At 64.8% G+C, this 15,030-nt stretch carries 13 protein-coding genes; 5 read left to right on the top strand and 8 right to left on the bottom strand.

Annotated elements, in window-relative coordinates; all coding sequences use genetic code 11:
• Nucleotides 1–62 precede the first annotated feature (62 nt).
• Nucleotides 63–1,202: an acyl-CoA dehydrogenase family protein gene (locus tag QX010_RS10800; protein WP_316179364.1), complete on the bottom strand. Its 1,140-nt coding sequence runs from the start codon at nucleotides 1,200–1,202 to the stop codon at nucleotides 63–65.
• A 269-nt stretch (nucleotides 1,203–1,471) separates the two neighbouring features.
• Between QX010_RS10800 and QX010_RS10795 the strand changes: the two genes are divergently transcribed.
• A complete protein-coding gene (locus QX010_RS10795; RefSeq protein WP_316179363.1) occupies nucleotides 1,472–2,704 on the top strand; it encodes an ABC transporter substrate-binding protein in 1,233 nt (410 codons plus the stop codon).
• A 990-nt stretch (nucleotides 2,705–3,694) separates the two neighbouring features.
• Here QX010_RS10795 and QX010_RS10790 read toward each other — a convergent pair.
• A complete protein-coding gene (locus tag QX010_RS10790; RefSeq protein WP_316179362.1) occupies nucleotides 3,695–4,468 on the bottom strand; it encodes a helix-turn-helix transcriptional regulator in 774 nt (257 codons plus the stop codon).
• Nucleotides 4,469–4,668: 200 nt separating this feature from the next.
• Between QX010_RS10790 and QX010_RS10785 the strand changes: the two genes are divergently transcribed.
• The 4 genes from QX010_RS10785 to QX010_RS10770 all read left to right on the top strand — a co-directional run bounded on the left by QX010_RS10785 (nucleotide 4,669) and on the right by QX010_RS10770 (nucleotide 9,316).
• Nucleotides 4,669–6,936: a marine proteobacterial sortase target protein gene (locus QX010_RS10785; protein WP_316179361.1), complete on the top strand. Its 2,268-nt coding sequence runs from the start codon at nucleotides 4,669–4,671 to the stop codon at nucleotides 6,934–6,936.
• A 100-nt stretch (nucleotides 6,937–7,036) separates the two neighbouring features.
• Nucleotides 7,037–7,606, top strand: a complete 570-nt coding sequence (locus tag QX010_RS10780; RefSeq protein WP_316179360.1) for a class GN sortase — start codon at nucleotides 7,037–7,039, stop codon at nucleotides 7,604–7,606.
• Between the two features lie 114 nt (nucleotides 7,607–7,720).
• Entirely contained in the window at nucleotides 7,721–8,437 is a 717-nt protein-coding gene (locus QX010_RS10775) for a DUF1614 domain-containing protein (RefSeq protein ID WP_316179358.1), read from the top strand.
• 57 nt (nucleotides 8,438–8,494) lie between these two features.
• On the top strand, nucleotides 8,495–9,316 hold the full coding sequence (locus QX010_RS10770) for an MlaD family protein (RefSeq protein WP_316179356.1): 822 nt from the start codon (nucleotides 8,495–8,497) through the stop codon (nucleotides 9,314–9,316).
• A 29-nt stretch (nucleotides 9,317–9,345) separates the two neighbouring features.
• Here QX010_RS10770 and QX010_RS10765 read toward each other — a convergent pair whose 3' ends face one another.
• The 6 genes from QX010_RS10765 to urtB all read right to left on the bottom strand — a co-directional run bounded on the left by QX010_RS10765 (nucleotide 9,346) and on the right by urtB (nucleotide 14,813).
• Nucleotides 9,346–9,687, bottom strand: a complete 342-nt coding sequence (locus tag QX010_RS10765; protein ID WP_315801681.1) for a zinc ribbon domain-containing protein — start codon at nucleotides 9,685–9,687, stop codon at nucleotides 9,346–9,348.
• Between the two features lie 99 nt (nucleotides 9,688–9,786).
• The gene (fmdA, locus tag QX010_RS10760) at nucleotides 9,787–11,016 is read right to left on the bottom strand and encodes a formamidase (RefSeq protein WP_035648524.1); all 1,230 of its coding nucleotides are present in this window, start codon (nucleotides 11,014–11,016) and stop codon (nucleotides 9,787–9,789) included.
• 36 nt (nucleotides 11,017–11,052) lie between these two features.
• The gene (gene urtE / locus QX010_RS10755) at nucleotides 11,053–11,742 is read right to left on the bottom strand and encodes an urea ABC transporter ATP-binding subunit UrtE (protein ID WP_316179352.1); all 690 of its coding nucleotides are present in this window, start codon (nucleotides 11,740–11,742) and stop codon (nucleotides 11,053–11,055) included.
• 200 nt (nucleotides 11,743–11,942) lie between these two features.
• Entirely contained in the window at nucleotides 11,943–12,698 is a 756-nt protein-coding gene (gene urtD / locus QX010_RS10750) for an urea ABC transporter ATP-binding protein UrtD (protein ID WP_315801683.1), read from the bottom strand.
• Nucleotides 12,699–12,708: 10 nt separating this feature from the next.
• Entirely contained in the window at nucleotides 12,709–13,848 is a 1,140-nt protein-coding gene (urtC, locus tag QX010_RS10745; RefSeq protein WP_316179351.1) for an urea ABC transporter permease subunit UrtC, read from the bottom strand.
• Nucleotides 13,849–13,886: 38 nt separating this feature from the next.
• Nucleotides 13,887–14,813 (bottom strand): urea ABC transporter permease subunit UrtB, encoded by a 927-nt coding sequence (gene urtB / locus QX010_RS10740; protein ID WP_315801685.1) that lies wholly within the window; start codon nucleotides 14,811–14,813, stop codon nucleotides 13,887–13,889.
• Between the last annotated feature and the right edge of the window lie 217 nt (nucleotides 14,814–15,030).

Raw genomic sequence — 15,030 nt, 5'->3', positions numbered from 1 at the left:
GTCAGTCCGGGGCAAGGCCGCAGGCCTTGAACCTGGAATGACGGGCTTGGAGAGGCCGCGACTCACAATCCCATCTGCCGGCTGGCCAGATCTTTCATGATCTCCTCCGTGCCGCCGCCGATGGCGTTGACCTTGACCTCGCGATAGATCCGTTCCACGCGGACACCCCGCATGAAACCGGCGCCGCCAAAGATCTGCACGGCTTCCGAGGCGCAGTAGGCCATCGTCTGCGTCGCCTGGTTCTTCATCATGCAGATCTCGGCGACCGGATTGTCGCCCTGTTCGAGCCGCCACGCCAGCATTTCCAGCATCGCCTGCGACGCCGCCACGCGCTGCGCCATGTCGACCAGCTTGTGGCGGATGACCTGGTGCTGGGCGAGCGGCTTGCCGAAGGTGTGGCGCTCCCGGGCGTAGGCGATCGCATCGTCGAGGCAGACACGGGCGTAGGCCGTGCAGCTCGCCGCCATGCCCATCCGCTCGCTGTTGAAATTGTGCATGATCAGCTTGAAGCCCTGCCCTTCCTCTCCGATCAGGTTCTCGACCGGCACGCGGCAGCCGTCGAAATGCAGGGTCGCCGTGTCCGACGCCCACCAGCCCATCTTGTCGAGCCTGGTGCGCGTCAGCCCCGGCGTGTCGCCGGGCACGAGCAGCAGACTGACGCCCGCCGGCCCCGGTCCGCCGGTGCGCACCGCGACGGTGACGTAGTCGGCCCGCATCCCGGAGGTGATGAATGTCTTCTCGCCGCTGACGACATAGTGATCGCCGTCGCGGACGGCCCTGGTCCTGAGATTGGCAACGTCAGAGCCACCGCTCGGCTCGGTGATCGCCAGCGCCGAGATCTTGCGCCCCGCAAGAATCTCCGGCAGCACGCGCGCCCTCACCTGCGGCTGCGCGGCGCGCGCGATCGGCGGCGCGCCGATCGTATGGCTCATCAGGCTGGCACTGATGCCGCCGGCCCCCGCACGCGCCAATTCCTGCGACGATACGATCTTCATGAACTGGTCGGCCGGCACGCCGCCGAATTCCTCCGGGAAGCCGAGCCCAAGCAGGCCGATCTCCGCCGCCTTCAGATACAGCGCGCGCGGAAATTCGCCGGCCTCGTCCCACGCGCTCGCGAACGGCGCGATCTCCTTGTCGACGAAGCGCTTGATGACGTCGCGGAAGGCCTCGTGCTCGGCCGTATAGAACGGGCTTTTCGTCATGGCGGTGCCGGGAGGATCCTGCTTCGTGCGCCTCAGAAGATGCGCCGGAAACGCCCGTATCAACTTGCGTGGAGTGGCTGGCTGGCAAAATCACCTGCGGCGCGCCCGGTCGGCCCGGCCGGCTTCCCAGGGCCAGCGCCTGGACGCAAGACAGTGCATTGCACACATCTGCCCACTCGTTGTGGTGAGCGGCCTTGCACGGTCGCCATCGCCGCAGGCCAAGAGCAAGAACGACAATCACGAAAATTCAACCAGAGGAAGCCCAGGGAATGTTGCCGATGACGACCAGGACACTGCTCTCATTCGCGGCCGCGGCCGCCTTTTCCGTACTGGCGAGCCAGAGCGCCCTTGCGCAAAAGAAATACGACACCGGCGCCACCGACACCGAGATCAAGATCGGCAATGTCGAGGCCTATAGCGGCCCGGCCTCGGCCTACGGCATCATCGGCAAGACCGAGGAAGCCTATTTCAAGATGATCAACGACCAGGGCGGCATCAACGGTCGCCGGATCAACTTCATCTCCTATGACGACGGCTACAGCCCGCCGAAGACGGTCGAGCAGGTGCGCAAGCTGATCGAGAGCGACGAGGTGTTCCTGGTGTTCAACGCGCTGGGCACGCCGACCCAGACCGCCGTACAGAAATATCACAACGCCAAGAAGGTGCCGCAGCTGTTCCTCGCCACCGGCGCCAGCAAGTGGAACGACCCCAAGGAATTTCCGTGGACGATGGGTTTCCAGCCCAGCTACCGCGTCGAGGCGCGGATCTTCGCCAAGTACATCCTCAAGGAGAAGCCGAACGCGAAGATCGCGATCTTCTATGCCAATGACGATTTCGGCAAGGACTATGTCCTCGGCATCAAGGAGGTACTGGGCGACAAGGCTAAGACCATGATCGTGGCCGAGGAGAGCTACGAGACCTCGGAGCCGTCGATCGATGCTCATATCGTCAAGCTGAAGGGCACCGGCGCCGACGTGTTCGTCAACATCGCGACGCCGAAATTCGCAGCCCAGGCGATCAAGAAGATCGCCGAGCTCGAGTGGAAGCCGATGCACCTGATGACCGACGTCTCGATCTCGATCGGCGCCGTGATGAAGCCGGCCGGCCTCGAAGCCTCCGAGGGCGTGCTCTCCGCCGGCTATCTCAAGGACCCGTCGGATCCGCAATGGAAGGACGACGAGGGCATGAAGAAGTTCATGGCCTTCATCGACAAGTACATGCCCGGCGCCAACATCTCCGACGCCAACCTCGCCTATGGCTATGCCGCGGCGCAGACCATGGTGCAGACCCTGAAGCAGTGCGGCGACACTCTGACCCGCGAGAACGTCATGAAGCAGGCCGCCAGCCTGAAGGATTTTGCGCCTGACACCCTGATCCCCGGCATCAAGGTCAACACCGGCCCGAATGATTTCGCCCCGATCGAGCAGCTCAAGATGATGCAGTTCAAGGGCGGCAAGTGGGATCTGTTCGGCGACATCATCAGCGCTGACGTCGGGGGGTAGGTTCACGCACGCGCCGGGTGGTAGACCCGCGCGCAATTGATGCCCACGTTCTATCCACGATACCGGTCGACTCCCCTCCCCCTTGCGGGGAGGGAGTCGACCGGTATCGGGTCAAATTCTGCCAAGCAAAATCTTCTTGCTATTTTTCCGAATCCATGTTTCTCTCTCGCCATCCCGCCTCACTGCGGAGGGGCGTTACGCGCGATCGTCACGACACGCGAGGCGGGGATGCGGTGGCCGCGAGAGATCGCAGCGTCTTCTTACGAAGGCGCGGACGAACGATCGCTTGCGGACGTGAAGTCGCAGCGTCCTGACACCCCGAAGCTGGTGTCTCCCGCGCAACGCGCAAGCATTGTCGCGGCATGGTGGCCAACAAGCCGGTGCACCAGGGAGACTGCGTATAAGCGTTCAACCCATCGCGCAGGGAATGCCGGCGTGCTCGGCTTTGCCTGTGGTACCTGCCGCCTGCATTTTTTTCGCAGGCGGGCCATGGGTGAGGCCTTCACCCGGCATTCCCTGCGCCCTCTGCACGTGAAGAGGGACGGACTGATTGAAACCTCGGGCGAGTGTCGCCGCGAGACTGCGATGACACGTCCTTAGTCGATTGTCTGCTGATCGATCCGATCTGTCGTTGAGACGTTCGGCTGCTTGAACGTCGCGCTGTTTGATCCCGTGAATCCGCCTCACCCCACCGCCGTCGTCCCGGACAAGCCGTGACGCGCGAAGCGCGGCACGGTGCCGATCCGGGACCCATACTCCGCGGCGGTGATGTGGCGCGAAAAAGCCAATGACCAGCCGGACTCAAACCGCTCCCTGGGGGTATGGGTCCCGGCGTTCGCCGGGACGACGCTGCATGGCTAGAAGCACGGCGGCAACTACAAACTCCGTCATTGCGAGCGAAGCGAAGCAATCCAGGGCCGAGTTCACGACTCTGGATTGCTTCGTCGCTTCGCTCCTCGCAATGACGGTGGTTAGTCGTGTGCCCAAATCTCACGGCACGCCCTGCACGAACAGCGCAAACGGCTCCTCGACGGTCTTGCGCAGATGCTCGCGATAAAACCCGTAATGTAGATCGTCAGTCCCTAGTCTGCCGAAGCTCGGCTCCACCACATTGCGCAGCGGCAGCAGCGCGATCGGCGCGGCGATCGGTGTCAGCAGCGAGCCGCGGCCCGCCAGGAGCGTCGTGATGATGCCGTACATCTCACCGGTGATTGTCGGCCTGGAGACCGTGATCAGGCGGTGCTGGCCGTGGCGGTTGGTGACGAGGTAGACGAAGCCGGACTGGTTGGGCACCGCAACCTCGCCGAACTGCGTGAACGCCGCATCGAGCCGCGCGCCTTCGCGAAACACCAGCGCCGACGCGGCATCGTCCCAGACGATGTCGGTGCGGTAGGCGTAGATCGCGTCCTTGTCGCCGAATGACGGCCGCAAGGTGACGTAGGTGCCCTCGATCCACTCCACAGCCCGCCGCGAATAGGAGCCGAGGCTGTCGGGTGCAATGCCGCCGCTTGCGGCAGGCGCGACGAGAGGTGCGCTCGGCGCCTTGCGCAGGGATATGCCGAGCGCCTGCTCGAGCCGGACAATGGTGGCGAGCGTGAACGGACGACGGCCACCGAGCGCCTTCTCGAGGGTCGAGAGGCTCAGCTTCGCCTGCTCCGCCAGCGCCTGCCGCGACATCCGGCGCCGCGCGATCTCCTCGCGGACCGTCTCGGCGACCTGCCGGCTCTGCTCGTCGGAAAGCTCGCTGTTGTCCGGTATCGACATCCTGTCCCCTGCCGCGTGATGCACACCTCTTCTAGCAGACGGACAAATCAGCACAAACCCGGACGGATCAGCCGCGCTCTCGACCGCCACCGGACAGGCGCGGGCGGGCGGCGGCCGAACAAGACCGACCATTCCGCTCGCGGTGCTGGCGCGATGCGCCCAGTCTCGGCATGCCGAAATTGATCGTTGCGGAGGCAATGATGAGCGAGACGATGGACCACGATATCAGAAGCAGCACCCATCCGGTCCGGTCGTGGATCGTGACCATGCTGCTATTCCTGCTGCTGCAGGCTGCCGCCGTGCTGCTGGTCGGGTTCACGGCGTTGTTTCTCAGCGTCACCCCTGGCTGGTCCGCCGAAGGGCCGCTGCCGCCGCTGACCAGGCCGGGCGATGCCCGCTCCGGCGCACTGCTGTTCAAGTCCGACGGCAGCTATGCCGAGGCGCCGCGGCTCGGCATCGGAGTCGACATCGTCGTCTCCGGCCCGACCGCGCGGGCGCGCGTGACGCAGCTGTTCAAGAACACCAGCTCGCAATGGATGGAGGCGGTCTATGTCTATCCGCTGCCACCCGACAGCGCGGTCGACACGCTGAAGATGATCGTCGGCGACCGCGTCGTGGTCGGCGACATCAAGCCGCGCGAACAGGCCAAGGTGATCTATGAGCAGGCCAAGCGCGACGGCAAGACCGCGGCGCTCACCGAGCAGGAGCGACCGAACATCTTCACCAACTCGCTCGCCAATATCGGCCCCGGCGAGACCGTGCTGGTGCAGATCGAATATCAGCAGCCGGTGGCCGCGAGCGGCGGCGAGTTCTCGCTGCGGGTGCCGCTGGTCGTGGCGCCGCGCTACAATCCGGCGCCGATCGTGCAGAGCGTCGATCTGCGCCCGGGCGGCAACGGCTGGGGCGCAGCGAGCAACGATCCCGTGCCTGATCGCGACCGCATCTCGCCGGAGGTGCTCGACCCAGCCAAGACCGATCCGGTCAATCCGACGAGGATCACGGTGCGGCTGCAGGCAGGCTTCGTCATCGGCGAGGTCAAGAGCCACCATCACCAGGTGACGATCGACAGCCCCGATGCGAAGACGCGTGTCGTGACACTCGCCGAGGGCGTGGTGCCGGCCGATCGCGATTTCGAGCTGACCTGGAAGCCGGCGGCCGCCGCGACGCCGTCGGTCGGCCTGTTCCACGAGCAGGTCGGCGATGCCGACTATCTGCTCGCCTTCGTCACGCCTCCCGCAGTGACGGCGTCGGCACAGCGTCCGCAGCCGCGCGACGTGATCTTCGTGATCGACAATTCCGGCTCGATGGGCGGCACCTCGATCCGCCAGGCCAAGGCCAGCCTGCTCTATGCGCTGAACCGCCTGCAGCCGGGCGACCGCTTCAACGTGATCCGCTTCGACGACACCATGACCGTGCTGTTTCCCGCCTCGGTGCCGGCCGATGCCGAGCATGTCGGCAGCGCGACCAGCTTCGTCAGTGCGCTCGACGCGCGCGGCGGCACCGAGATGGTGCCGGCGATGCGCGCGGCGCTGACCGACGACGGCAGCGACTCCGACCGCGTGCGTCAGGTGGTGTTTCTGACCGATGGTGCCATCGGCAACGAGCAGCAGCTGTTCGAGACCATCACCGCGATGCGCGGCCGCTCGCGCATCTTCATGGTCGGCATCGGCTCGGCGCCGAACACCTATCTGATGACGCGCGCCGCCGAGCTCGGACGCGGCGCCTTCACCCATATCGGTTCGGTCGAGCAGGTCGAGGACCGCATGCGCGATTTGTTCGCCAAGCTGGAGAACCCGGTGGTGACTGGGCTGAGCGCGACGTTCTCCGAAGCCTCTGCCGACCTCACGCCCGCGGTGCTGCCGGACGTCTATCGCAACGAGCCGCTGGTGCTGGCCGCCAAAATCGATCGCCTCGCCGGCTCGCTGCAGCTCAAGGGCCGCATCGGCGACCAGCCCTGGACCATCACGCTGCCGCTGTCGGGCGCCGCCGAGGGCAAGGGCCTTTCAAAGCTGTGGGCGCGGCGCAAGATCGGCGATGCCGAGGTGGCGAAGACGATGCGGCAGATGACGCCGGAGGAAGCCGACGGCGCCATTCTGAAGCTCGCGCTGGAGCACCGGCTGGTGAGCCGCCTGACCAGCCTCGTCGCCGTCGACAAGACGCCGCGCCGTCCCGACGGCGAGCCGCTGAGGCTCGCCGAACTGCCGATCAACCTGCCGGCCGGCTGGGACTACGAGAAGGTGTTCGGCGAACGCGGCCGGATGCCGGCGATGCCGAAGGAGCGCCGCGCTGAAGCAGACCGCAACGTCCAGCTCGCCGCGCTGAAGCGGCCAGTGGTGCCGGCAGCGCCGGCGACGGTCACGCTGCCGAAGACGGCGACCGATGCGGAGCTCAGCATGCTGCTCGGGTTGGGCCTGCTGATGCTCGAACTGATCTGGCTCGTCGCGATCAGGCGGCGGGCGGCCAACTAAGCAATGTCGTCATTGCGAGGAGCGAAGCGACGAAGCAATCCAGGGGCTGCACAACGACTCTGGATTGCTTCGCTTCGCTCGCAATGACGGAGGAGAGAGAATGCCACGATTTGTCATCCCGCTCGCAGTCGCGCTTGTCGGCCTCATCCTGTTCGGCCACGGCGCCCTCATCCATGCCAAGGCGATCGTCGCGCAGGTGCTGCTCGATCGTGCCTTCTCCCAGACCATCGCTACGGGACATCCGGTCAAGCCGTGGTCCTGGGCCGACATGGTCCCGGTGGCGCGCATCGAGGTGAAGAGCCTCGGCGTCTCCACCATCGCGCTGGCCGGCTCGAGCGGCCAGGCATTGGCCTTCGGCGCCGGCCATGTCGAGGGCAGCGCCGAGCCGGGCGAGCCGGGTGTCGCCGTCTACTCGGGCCATCGCGACACGCATTTCCGCTTCCTGAAGGACGTCAGCATCGGCGACGAGATCGACATCGTCAGGCGCGACGGCAAGACCTTCCGCTATCGCGCCGACGGGGCCAGCGTCGTGCGTTTCGATGCGTCCGGCATCGATCCGGACACCGAACGCCCTGAGCTCGTGCTCTCCACCTGCTGGCCGTTCGACGCGCTGACACAGGGCCCGGAGCGCTACGTGCTGCACGCCACGCTGATCGCGTCTGAAGAATGAACGAGACCATGGCTGCCCTTGGGAACTAGGCGCCGAATGACCATTTGTCACCCTGTCGCCCGCGTGAGATGATCCTGCGCGGGCAGCACGGTCCATCATCGAAGCGCTTTCGACATGCATTCCCAGATCCAATATCTGCCGATCACGCCCATATTCTTTGCGATCCTGGTGCTCGCCTTCGGCGTCCTGATCGTCCTGATCCAGTTCGGCATCCTGCGCTACGCCTACATGAAGCTCGGCGTCAGCTCGGGCACCGCGATGCTGCTGCTGTTCGGCTCGCTGGTCGGCAGCTATTTCAACATCCCGATCACCATGCTGCCTGGGCAGGTCGCGCGCTCTGGCGAGATCATCGACTTTTTCGGCATGCAATATGTCGTGCCGTTGGTGCATCAATGGCCGGGTACTCTGCTCGCCGTGAATGTCGGCGGCGCGGTGATCCCGACGATCATGTCGACCTATCTCATGCTGCGCTACCAGCTCTGGCTGCGCGCCGCGATCGCGGTGCTGGTGATCGCCGTGATCATCCACGCGATGGCGACGCCGGTGCAGGGCGTCGGCATCGCCGTGCCGGTGTTCGCGCCGGTGGTCGTGACCGCGATCCTGGCGTTCCTGCTGTCGCGCGAATATGCCGCGCCGCTGGCCTATATCGGCGGCTCGATGGGCACGCTGGTCGGCGCCGACCTGATGAACCTCGACAAGATCGGCAGCCTCGGCGCGCCCGTGGCCTCGATCGGCGGCGCCGGGACGTTCGATGGCATTTTTCTCACCGGTATCCTGGCGGTGCTGCTGGCCGGCCTCGCCGCGCCCTCCCGGCCGGGCCTCGCGCGCTGAGCTTTCAACCGGGAGACATAGCGGCTAAAATCGAGCCAAGGCAGCAGTGGACACGGAATGCGCGCGATCAATCTTATCGTGGGAACCCTGACGATCGCGGCCGTCGCGGCCGGGATCAGCGGCGTCCTGATCAAGCAGAAGCGCCGCATCGCCGAGCAGCGCAGCACCATGCGCGTGGTGTTCGACGGCGGTTCGGCGGCCGGCCTCCGCAAGGGCGGGCCGGTGAATTTCGATGGCGTGCAGGCCGGGCAGATCCTCTCGATCAATCTCGAGAGCCCGCGCAAGATCGTTGCCATGATCACGCTCGACAAGTCAGCGCCGATCCGCAAGGACACCACAGCGGGCATCGAGTTCCAGGGCCTGACCGGTATCGCTGCGATCTCGCTGGTCGGCGGCGCGCCGACCGCTCCGCCGGTGCCGCTGGATCGCGACGGCGTGCCGGTGCTGACGGCCGACCTCAAGGACCAGGAGACGATGGTCGAGACGGTGCACAACATCGACAAATACGTCGTCAGCAACGCACCGGCGATCAAGCAAGCGCTGCAGACGTTCGAAACGGAGACCGCCTCGCTGCAGGCCAAGACCGCCGCCTTCGACTCTGCGATCGACAAGGCCGAGGATGTCTTCAAGGGCTTCGATACGCTGGTCACCAAGATCGACGGAGCCATTCCCGGGTTCGCGGACGGCAATCCGGGCCAGCTGTTCGATCAGATCAAGTCCATGCGCGAGCTCGTCGACAGCTTCAAGCGCAAGTCCGCCAAGGTGATCGACGAGAGCCGCAAGACGCTGGTCGACATCAGCGACGGCGCCAATGCGATGAGCGTCAAGTTCGGCGGCCAGCCCGCGCCGGGACCACGCCGGGTGCCGGCCTCACGCTGAGGGGCGGACACGCCGCCCCTCGCGTTCGTTCAGTGGCTGATCATCCAGGGGCGCGCCGTCGGAAAGCCCTTGGCGCCGCTCCTGGTCTTGGTCATCAGCCGCGGCGATTTCTTCGGCGAGCAGCAGCCGCAGGCCGGCCCATGCTTGGCCTTGTACTCGGCAACCGTCTGCGGCGCGTGGCGGCTGCGCTCGTTGGTCGCGTGCGCCGTACGCCGCTCCGCCGGCATGCAGGCGAAGGCGGGCGCGGTGAGGATTACCCGCGGCGCCATGTCCTGGCATTGCGGACAGACCTGCGGCTCATCACATTCCGACATCGGGCGCATGTCGGTGAAGGGGCCGCATTCGTCACAGAGATATTCATAGACCGGCATTGTCTCGTCTCCTGCGCAACATCGTCTCTCTCGTCCGCGCGGCGGATGCGGGGCGGCCAAATACGCGGCCGTCCCGCATCCCGTCGCACAGGGAGAGGGTTATTTGTCCGGCGAGATCGGCATCTGGATATCGCCGGTGATGTGCTTGATCGGGCCTGCCGCCGACGGCATCACGTCGAAGTCGAAGATCTCGGTCGGCAGCCACAAGGTCGCGCAGGCATTGGGCACGTCGACCACGCCGGAGATGTGACCCTGCACCGGCGCGGTGCCGAGGATCGAATAGGCCTGGGCGCCGGAGTAGCCGAACTTCTTCAGGTACTCGATCGCGTTGAGACAGGCCTGCCGATAGGCGATGTGGACGTCGAGATAGTGCTGCTTGCCGGCCTCGTCGACCGAGATGCCCTCGAAGATCAGGTAGTCACGATAGTTCGGCGTGATCGGCGACGGCTTGAAGATCGGGTTCTTAATGCCGTACTTCGCGACGCCGTCCTTGATGACGTCGACCTTGATGTGCAGCCAGCCCGCCATCTCGATGGCGCCGCAGAAGGTGATCTCGCCGTCGCCCTGGCTGAAGTGCAGATCGCCCATCGAGAGGCCGCCACCGGGCACGTAGACCGGGAAGTAGATCTTCGAGCCGCGCGACAGGTCCTTGATGTCGCAATTGCCGCCATGCTCGCGCGGCGGCACGGTGCGGGCGCCCTCGGCGCCGATCTTGGCCTTGACGTCGCCCTTGGCCTGGCCGGCATGCGCGGTCGGTGCGAACGGCGGATTGGCGAGGCCCGGCACGCGGGTCGGGTTGGTCGCGATCAACGCCGTCTCACGCTCGTTCCAGGTCGCCAGCAGCTTCGGATCGGGCAGACAGCCAATCAGGCCGGGATGGATCAGGCCGGCGAAGTTCACGCCGGGCACGTGACGCGACGAGGTGTAGAGGCCCTTGATGTCCCAGATCGACTTCTGCGCCAGCGGGAAGTGGTCGGTCAGGAAGCCGCCGCCATTCTGCTTGGAGAAGAAGCCGTTGAAGCCCCACAGGCTCTCCTTCAGCGGACCGACGTCGAGCAGGTCGACGACCAGCAGGTCGCCCGGCTCGGCGCCCTTGACGCCGATCGGGCCCGAGAGGAAGTGCACGATCGACAGGTCGATGTCGCGCACGTCGTCGGCCGAGTCGTTGTTCTTGATGAAGCCGCCGGTCCAGTCATAGGTCTCGATGATGAAGTCGTCACCGGGGTTGACCCACTCCACCATCGGAATGTCCGGGTGCCAGCGATTGTGCACCTTGTCGTTCTCGTAGGCCGACTTGGTCAGATCGACCTTGATCAGTGTGTCAGGCATCAAGAGCTCCCCTTTACCTTTGCTTGGACGGAGTGGTTAGACGGACAGATATTTCGAGACCTGCGCGGCATCGACGGAGTCGCGCGGATCGTCGCGGACGATCTCACCGTTCTCGATCACCAGCACGCGGTCGGCGATGTCGAGCGCGAAGCTCAGCACCTGCTCGGAGACGACGATCGACAATCCCTTCTCGTCACGGATGCGCTTCAAGGTGCGCGCCATCTCCTTGATGATCGACGGCTGGATGCCCTCGGTCGGCTCGTCGAGCAGCAGCACCTTCGGCTTGGTGGCGAGTGCGCGCGCGATCGCGAGCTGCTGCTGCTGGCCGCCGGAGAGATTACCGCCGCGGCGGCCCTTCATCTCGAGCAACACCGGAAACAGCTCGTAGATGTCGCCGGGCACCTCGGACTCGCCCGAGACGACGAGGCCGGTCTCGATGTTCTCCTTGACTGTCATGGTCGAGAAAATCATGCGGCCCTGCGGCACATAAGCGAGGCCCTTGGCGACACGCTCGTAGCTCTTCAGGCCCGACAGCTCGGTGCCGTTCATGTCGATGGAGCCGCTCTTGGACGGCAGGATGCCCATCAGCGACTTCATCAGCGTGGTCTTGCCCATGCCGTTGCGCCCCATGATCGCAACGATCTCGTTGGGCGCGACCTTGACATTCAGGCCATGCAGCACCTCGCTCTGGCCATAGGCGACATGGAGATCGGAGATTGCGAGCATCAATGGCTCCTGCAAAGTGATGAATTGGGACGAGGCTGCAGCAACATCGGCAGTGCGCTCCCTCCCCCCTTGTGGGGGAGGGTTGGGGAGGGGGGTAGCCCCAAGCGATACTGCCGCCGTGGGCCCCCTCCCCTAGCCCCTCCCCACAAGGGGGAGGGGAACGCAGCGTCACTCGGAGCAAACAAGATCGCGATCATCGCTCAGTGCCCCAGATAGACTTCGACGACCTTGGGGTCGTTCTTGACCTTGTCCATCGTGCCTTCGGATAGGATCTGTCCCTGGTGCAGCACGGTGACCTTGTGGGCGATGTCCTCGACGAACTTCATGTCGTGCTCGATGACGAGCACCGAACGGTCCTTGATGATGCGGTTGAGCAGCTCGGCGGTCTTGGCGCGCTCGCTGACGCTCATGCCGGCCACAGGCTCGTCGAGCATCAGAAGGTCCGGGTTCTGGATCAGCAGCATGCCGATCTCGAGCCACTGCTTCTGGCCATGGCTGAGCTCGGCCGCCGAGGTCTTGAGACGATCCTTCAGGAAGATCATCTCCGCGACCTCCTCGACGCGATCCTTGACGACCGCGTCGCGCTGGAAGGTCAGCGAGCCGAACACGGTGCGGCCGCGCGGAAAGGATATCTCGAGATTCTCGAACACGCTGAGATCCTCGAACACCGATGGCGTCTGGAACTTGCGGCCAACACCGGTCTTGACGATCTCGTTCTCGCGCAGCTTGGTCAGCTCCTTGCCGCGGAACTGGATCGAGCCCGAGGTCGCTTTGGTTTTGCCGCAGATCAGGTCGAGCACCGTGGTCTTGCCGGCGCCGTTCGGGCCGATGATGACGCGGATCTCGTTCTCTTCGACGTAGAAGGAGAGATCGTTGACCGCCTTGAAGCCGTCGAACGAGACGGTGAGGGCTTCGACCGCGAGCAGGAATTCCTTGGGCTGATGACCGATGAGCATCGCTGTCTCCTCACTCTGCGGGGGCGCCGTTGGCGACCAGGCCGCCATTGCCGGGCTTCTTGCTGCGGGACGCCAGCAGCCGGTCGATGCGCGGCTGCACGTAGTCACCCCAGATTCCGGCCAATCCGTTCGGGAAGCCGAGAACCACGGCGATGAACAAGGCACCCAAGCCGAACAGCCAGAGCTGCGGGAAGGTCTCCGACAGGCTGGTCTTGGCGAAGTTGACGAGGAGCGAGCCATAGACCGCGCCGAAGATCGAGAGCCGGCCGCCGACCGCCGTGTAGATCACCATCTCGATCGACGGCACGATGCCGACGAAGGACGGCGACATGAAGCCGACCTCGAGCGTGAACAGCGCGCCGCCGACCGCGGCGAATACCGCCGCGGCGCAGAAGGCGAAGATCTTGAAATTGGCGACGCTGTAGCCGGAGAAGCGGACCCGGTCCTCCTGCTCCCGCATCGCCACCAGGATGCGGCCGAGCTTGGTGAGACGGATGAACTGCGCGACCAGGATGGCGGCGAACAGGAAGAACACCTCGACGAAGTAGAGGATGTATTTGGCGTGATCGGTGCGGATGTCCCAGCCGTGCAGGGTGCGCAGGTCGGTGATGCCGTTGATGCCGCCGGTGTAGCCCTGCTGTCCCACGATCAGGATGGTCATGATGGCCGCGATCGCCTGGGTGATGATGGCGAAGTAGACGCCGCCGACACGCCGCTTGAACATCGCAGCGCCGATGATAAAGGCGAAGATCGCCGGCACCAGGATGATCGCGGCGAGCGCGAACGGGAAGCTCTGGAACGGCTTCCAGAAGAACGGCAGCTGCGTCAGCTGATTCCAGTCCATGAAGTCGGGAATGCCAGGGGTCGACTGGATCTTGGTGTTGGCGACGCTGGAGGCCTCAAGCTTGAGGAACATTGCCATGCAGTAGCCGCCGAGGCCGAAGAACACACCCTGCCCCAGGCTCAGAATGCCGCCATAGCCCCAGCACAGCACCAGGCCGATGGCGACGAAGGAGTACGTCAGGTACTTCGCGACCAGGTTGAGGCGGAAGATGTCGACCGCCAGCGGCAGGATGACCACGAGCAGAAGCAGCAGAGAGACGAAGCCGATGAGCTCGGAGCGATTGAAGAAGCGCGTATTGATGATCATGACGGTGCTTTCTGATTCCCGATTCCTGCGCGTTCCGGCTATTTGCGGACCTTGAGGGCGAACAGGCCCTGCGGCCGCAGCATCAGGATGGCGACGATCGCCAGCAGAGTGAGCACCTTGGCCATCGAGCCGGACATGAAGAACTCCATCGTCGACTGCGCCTGGGAGATGGTGAAGGCAGAGGCGATGGTGCCGATCAGGCTGGCGGCGCCGCCGAACACGACGACCAGGAAGGTGTCGACGATGTAGAGTTGGCCGGCGGTCGGGCCGGTCGAGCCGATCATCGTGAAGGCGGAGCCGGCGACACCGGCGATGCCGCAGCCGAGACCGAAGGTGTAGCGGTCGACCTTCTCGGTGTTGATGCCGACGGCGCCGGCCATCACGCGGTTCTGCACGACGGCGCGGACCTGCTTGCCCCAGCGCGACAGGAAGAGGACATAGGCGACCACGATCGTGATCAGAATGGTCAGGCACATCACGAACATGCCGTTGATCGGAATCTGGATCGCGTCAGTCGCCTGCCAGGAGCCCATCATCCACTCAGGCAGTTCGACGCCGACCTCGCGCGCGCCAAACACCGAGCGATAGGCCTGCTGCAGGATCAGGCTGAGGCCCCAGGTCGCGAGCAGCGTATCGAGCGGCCGCTTGTAGAGCCGGCGAATCATCGCCCACTCGACCAGCATGCCGAGCGCTCCGGAGGCGATGAAGGCCAGCATCATCGCGACGAAGAAGTAGCCCGGAAACAACGACGGCAGGAAATGCTGGAAGGCGTTCGAGGTCATCCAGGTGACGTAGGCGCCGAGGATCATGAACTCGCCATGCGCCATGTTGATGACGCCCATCTGGCCGAAGATGATGGCAAGCCCCAGCGCCATCAGCACGTAGACCGAAAACAGGATGAGGCCTGCGAACCCCTGCATCGCGAAGATAGCCCCGAGGTCGCCGATGGAATAGTCACCGAACATGATCCGTCCTCTCGTGATGCGTGGTGTCGGTGCGCACTGACTTGCGATGCGCGTTGGCGCCCGCAGCATTGCCGCCGGTAAGGTCGTTCCCTCCCCCCTTGTGGGGGAGGGCCAGGGAGGGGGGTCCACACGACGAACTGTGGGTGGGGTACCCCCCTCCCCAACCCTCCCCCACAAGGGGGGAGGGAGCGCACTGGTTGTGCGGCAACGGCGTCGC

Origin of the sequence: Bradyrhizobium sp. SZCCHNRI1009, from assembly GCF_032487575.1 — a bacterium.
In the GTDB taxonomy this organism is placed as follows: Bacteria; Pseudomonadota; Alphaproteobacteria; order Rhizobiales; family Xanthobacteraceae; genus Bradyrhizobium.
The sequence above is the reverse complement of the archived record's forward strand: the minus strand, read 5'-3'. Positions and strand labels throughout refer to the sequence as shown.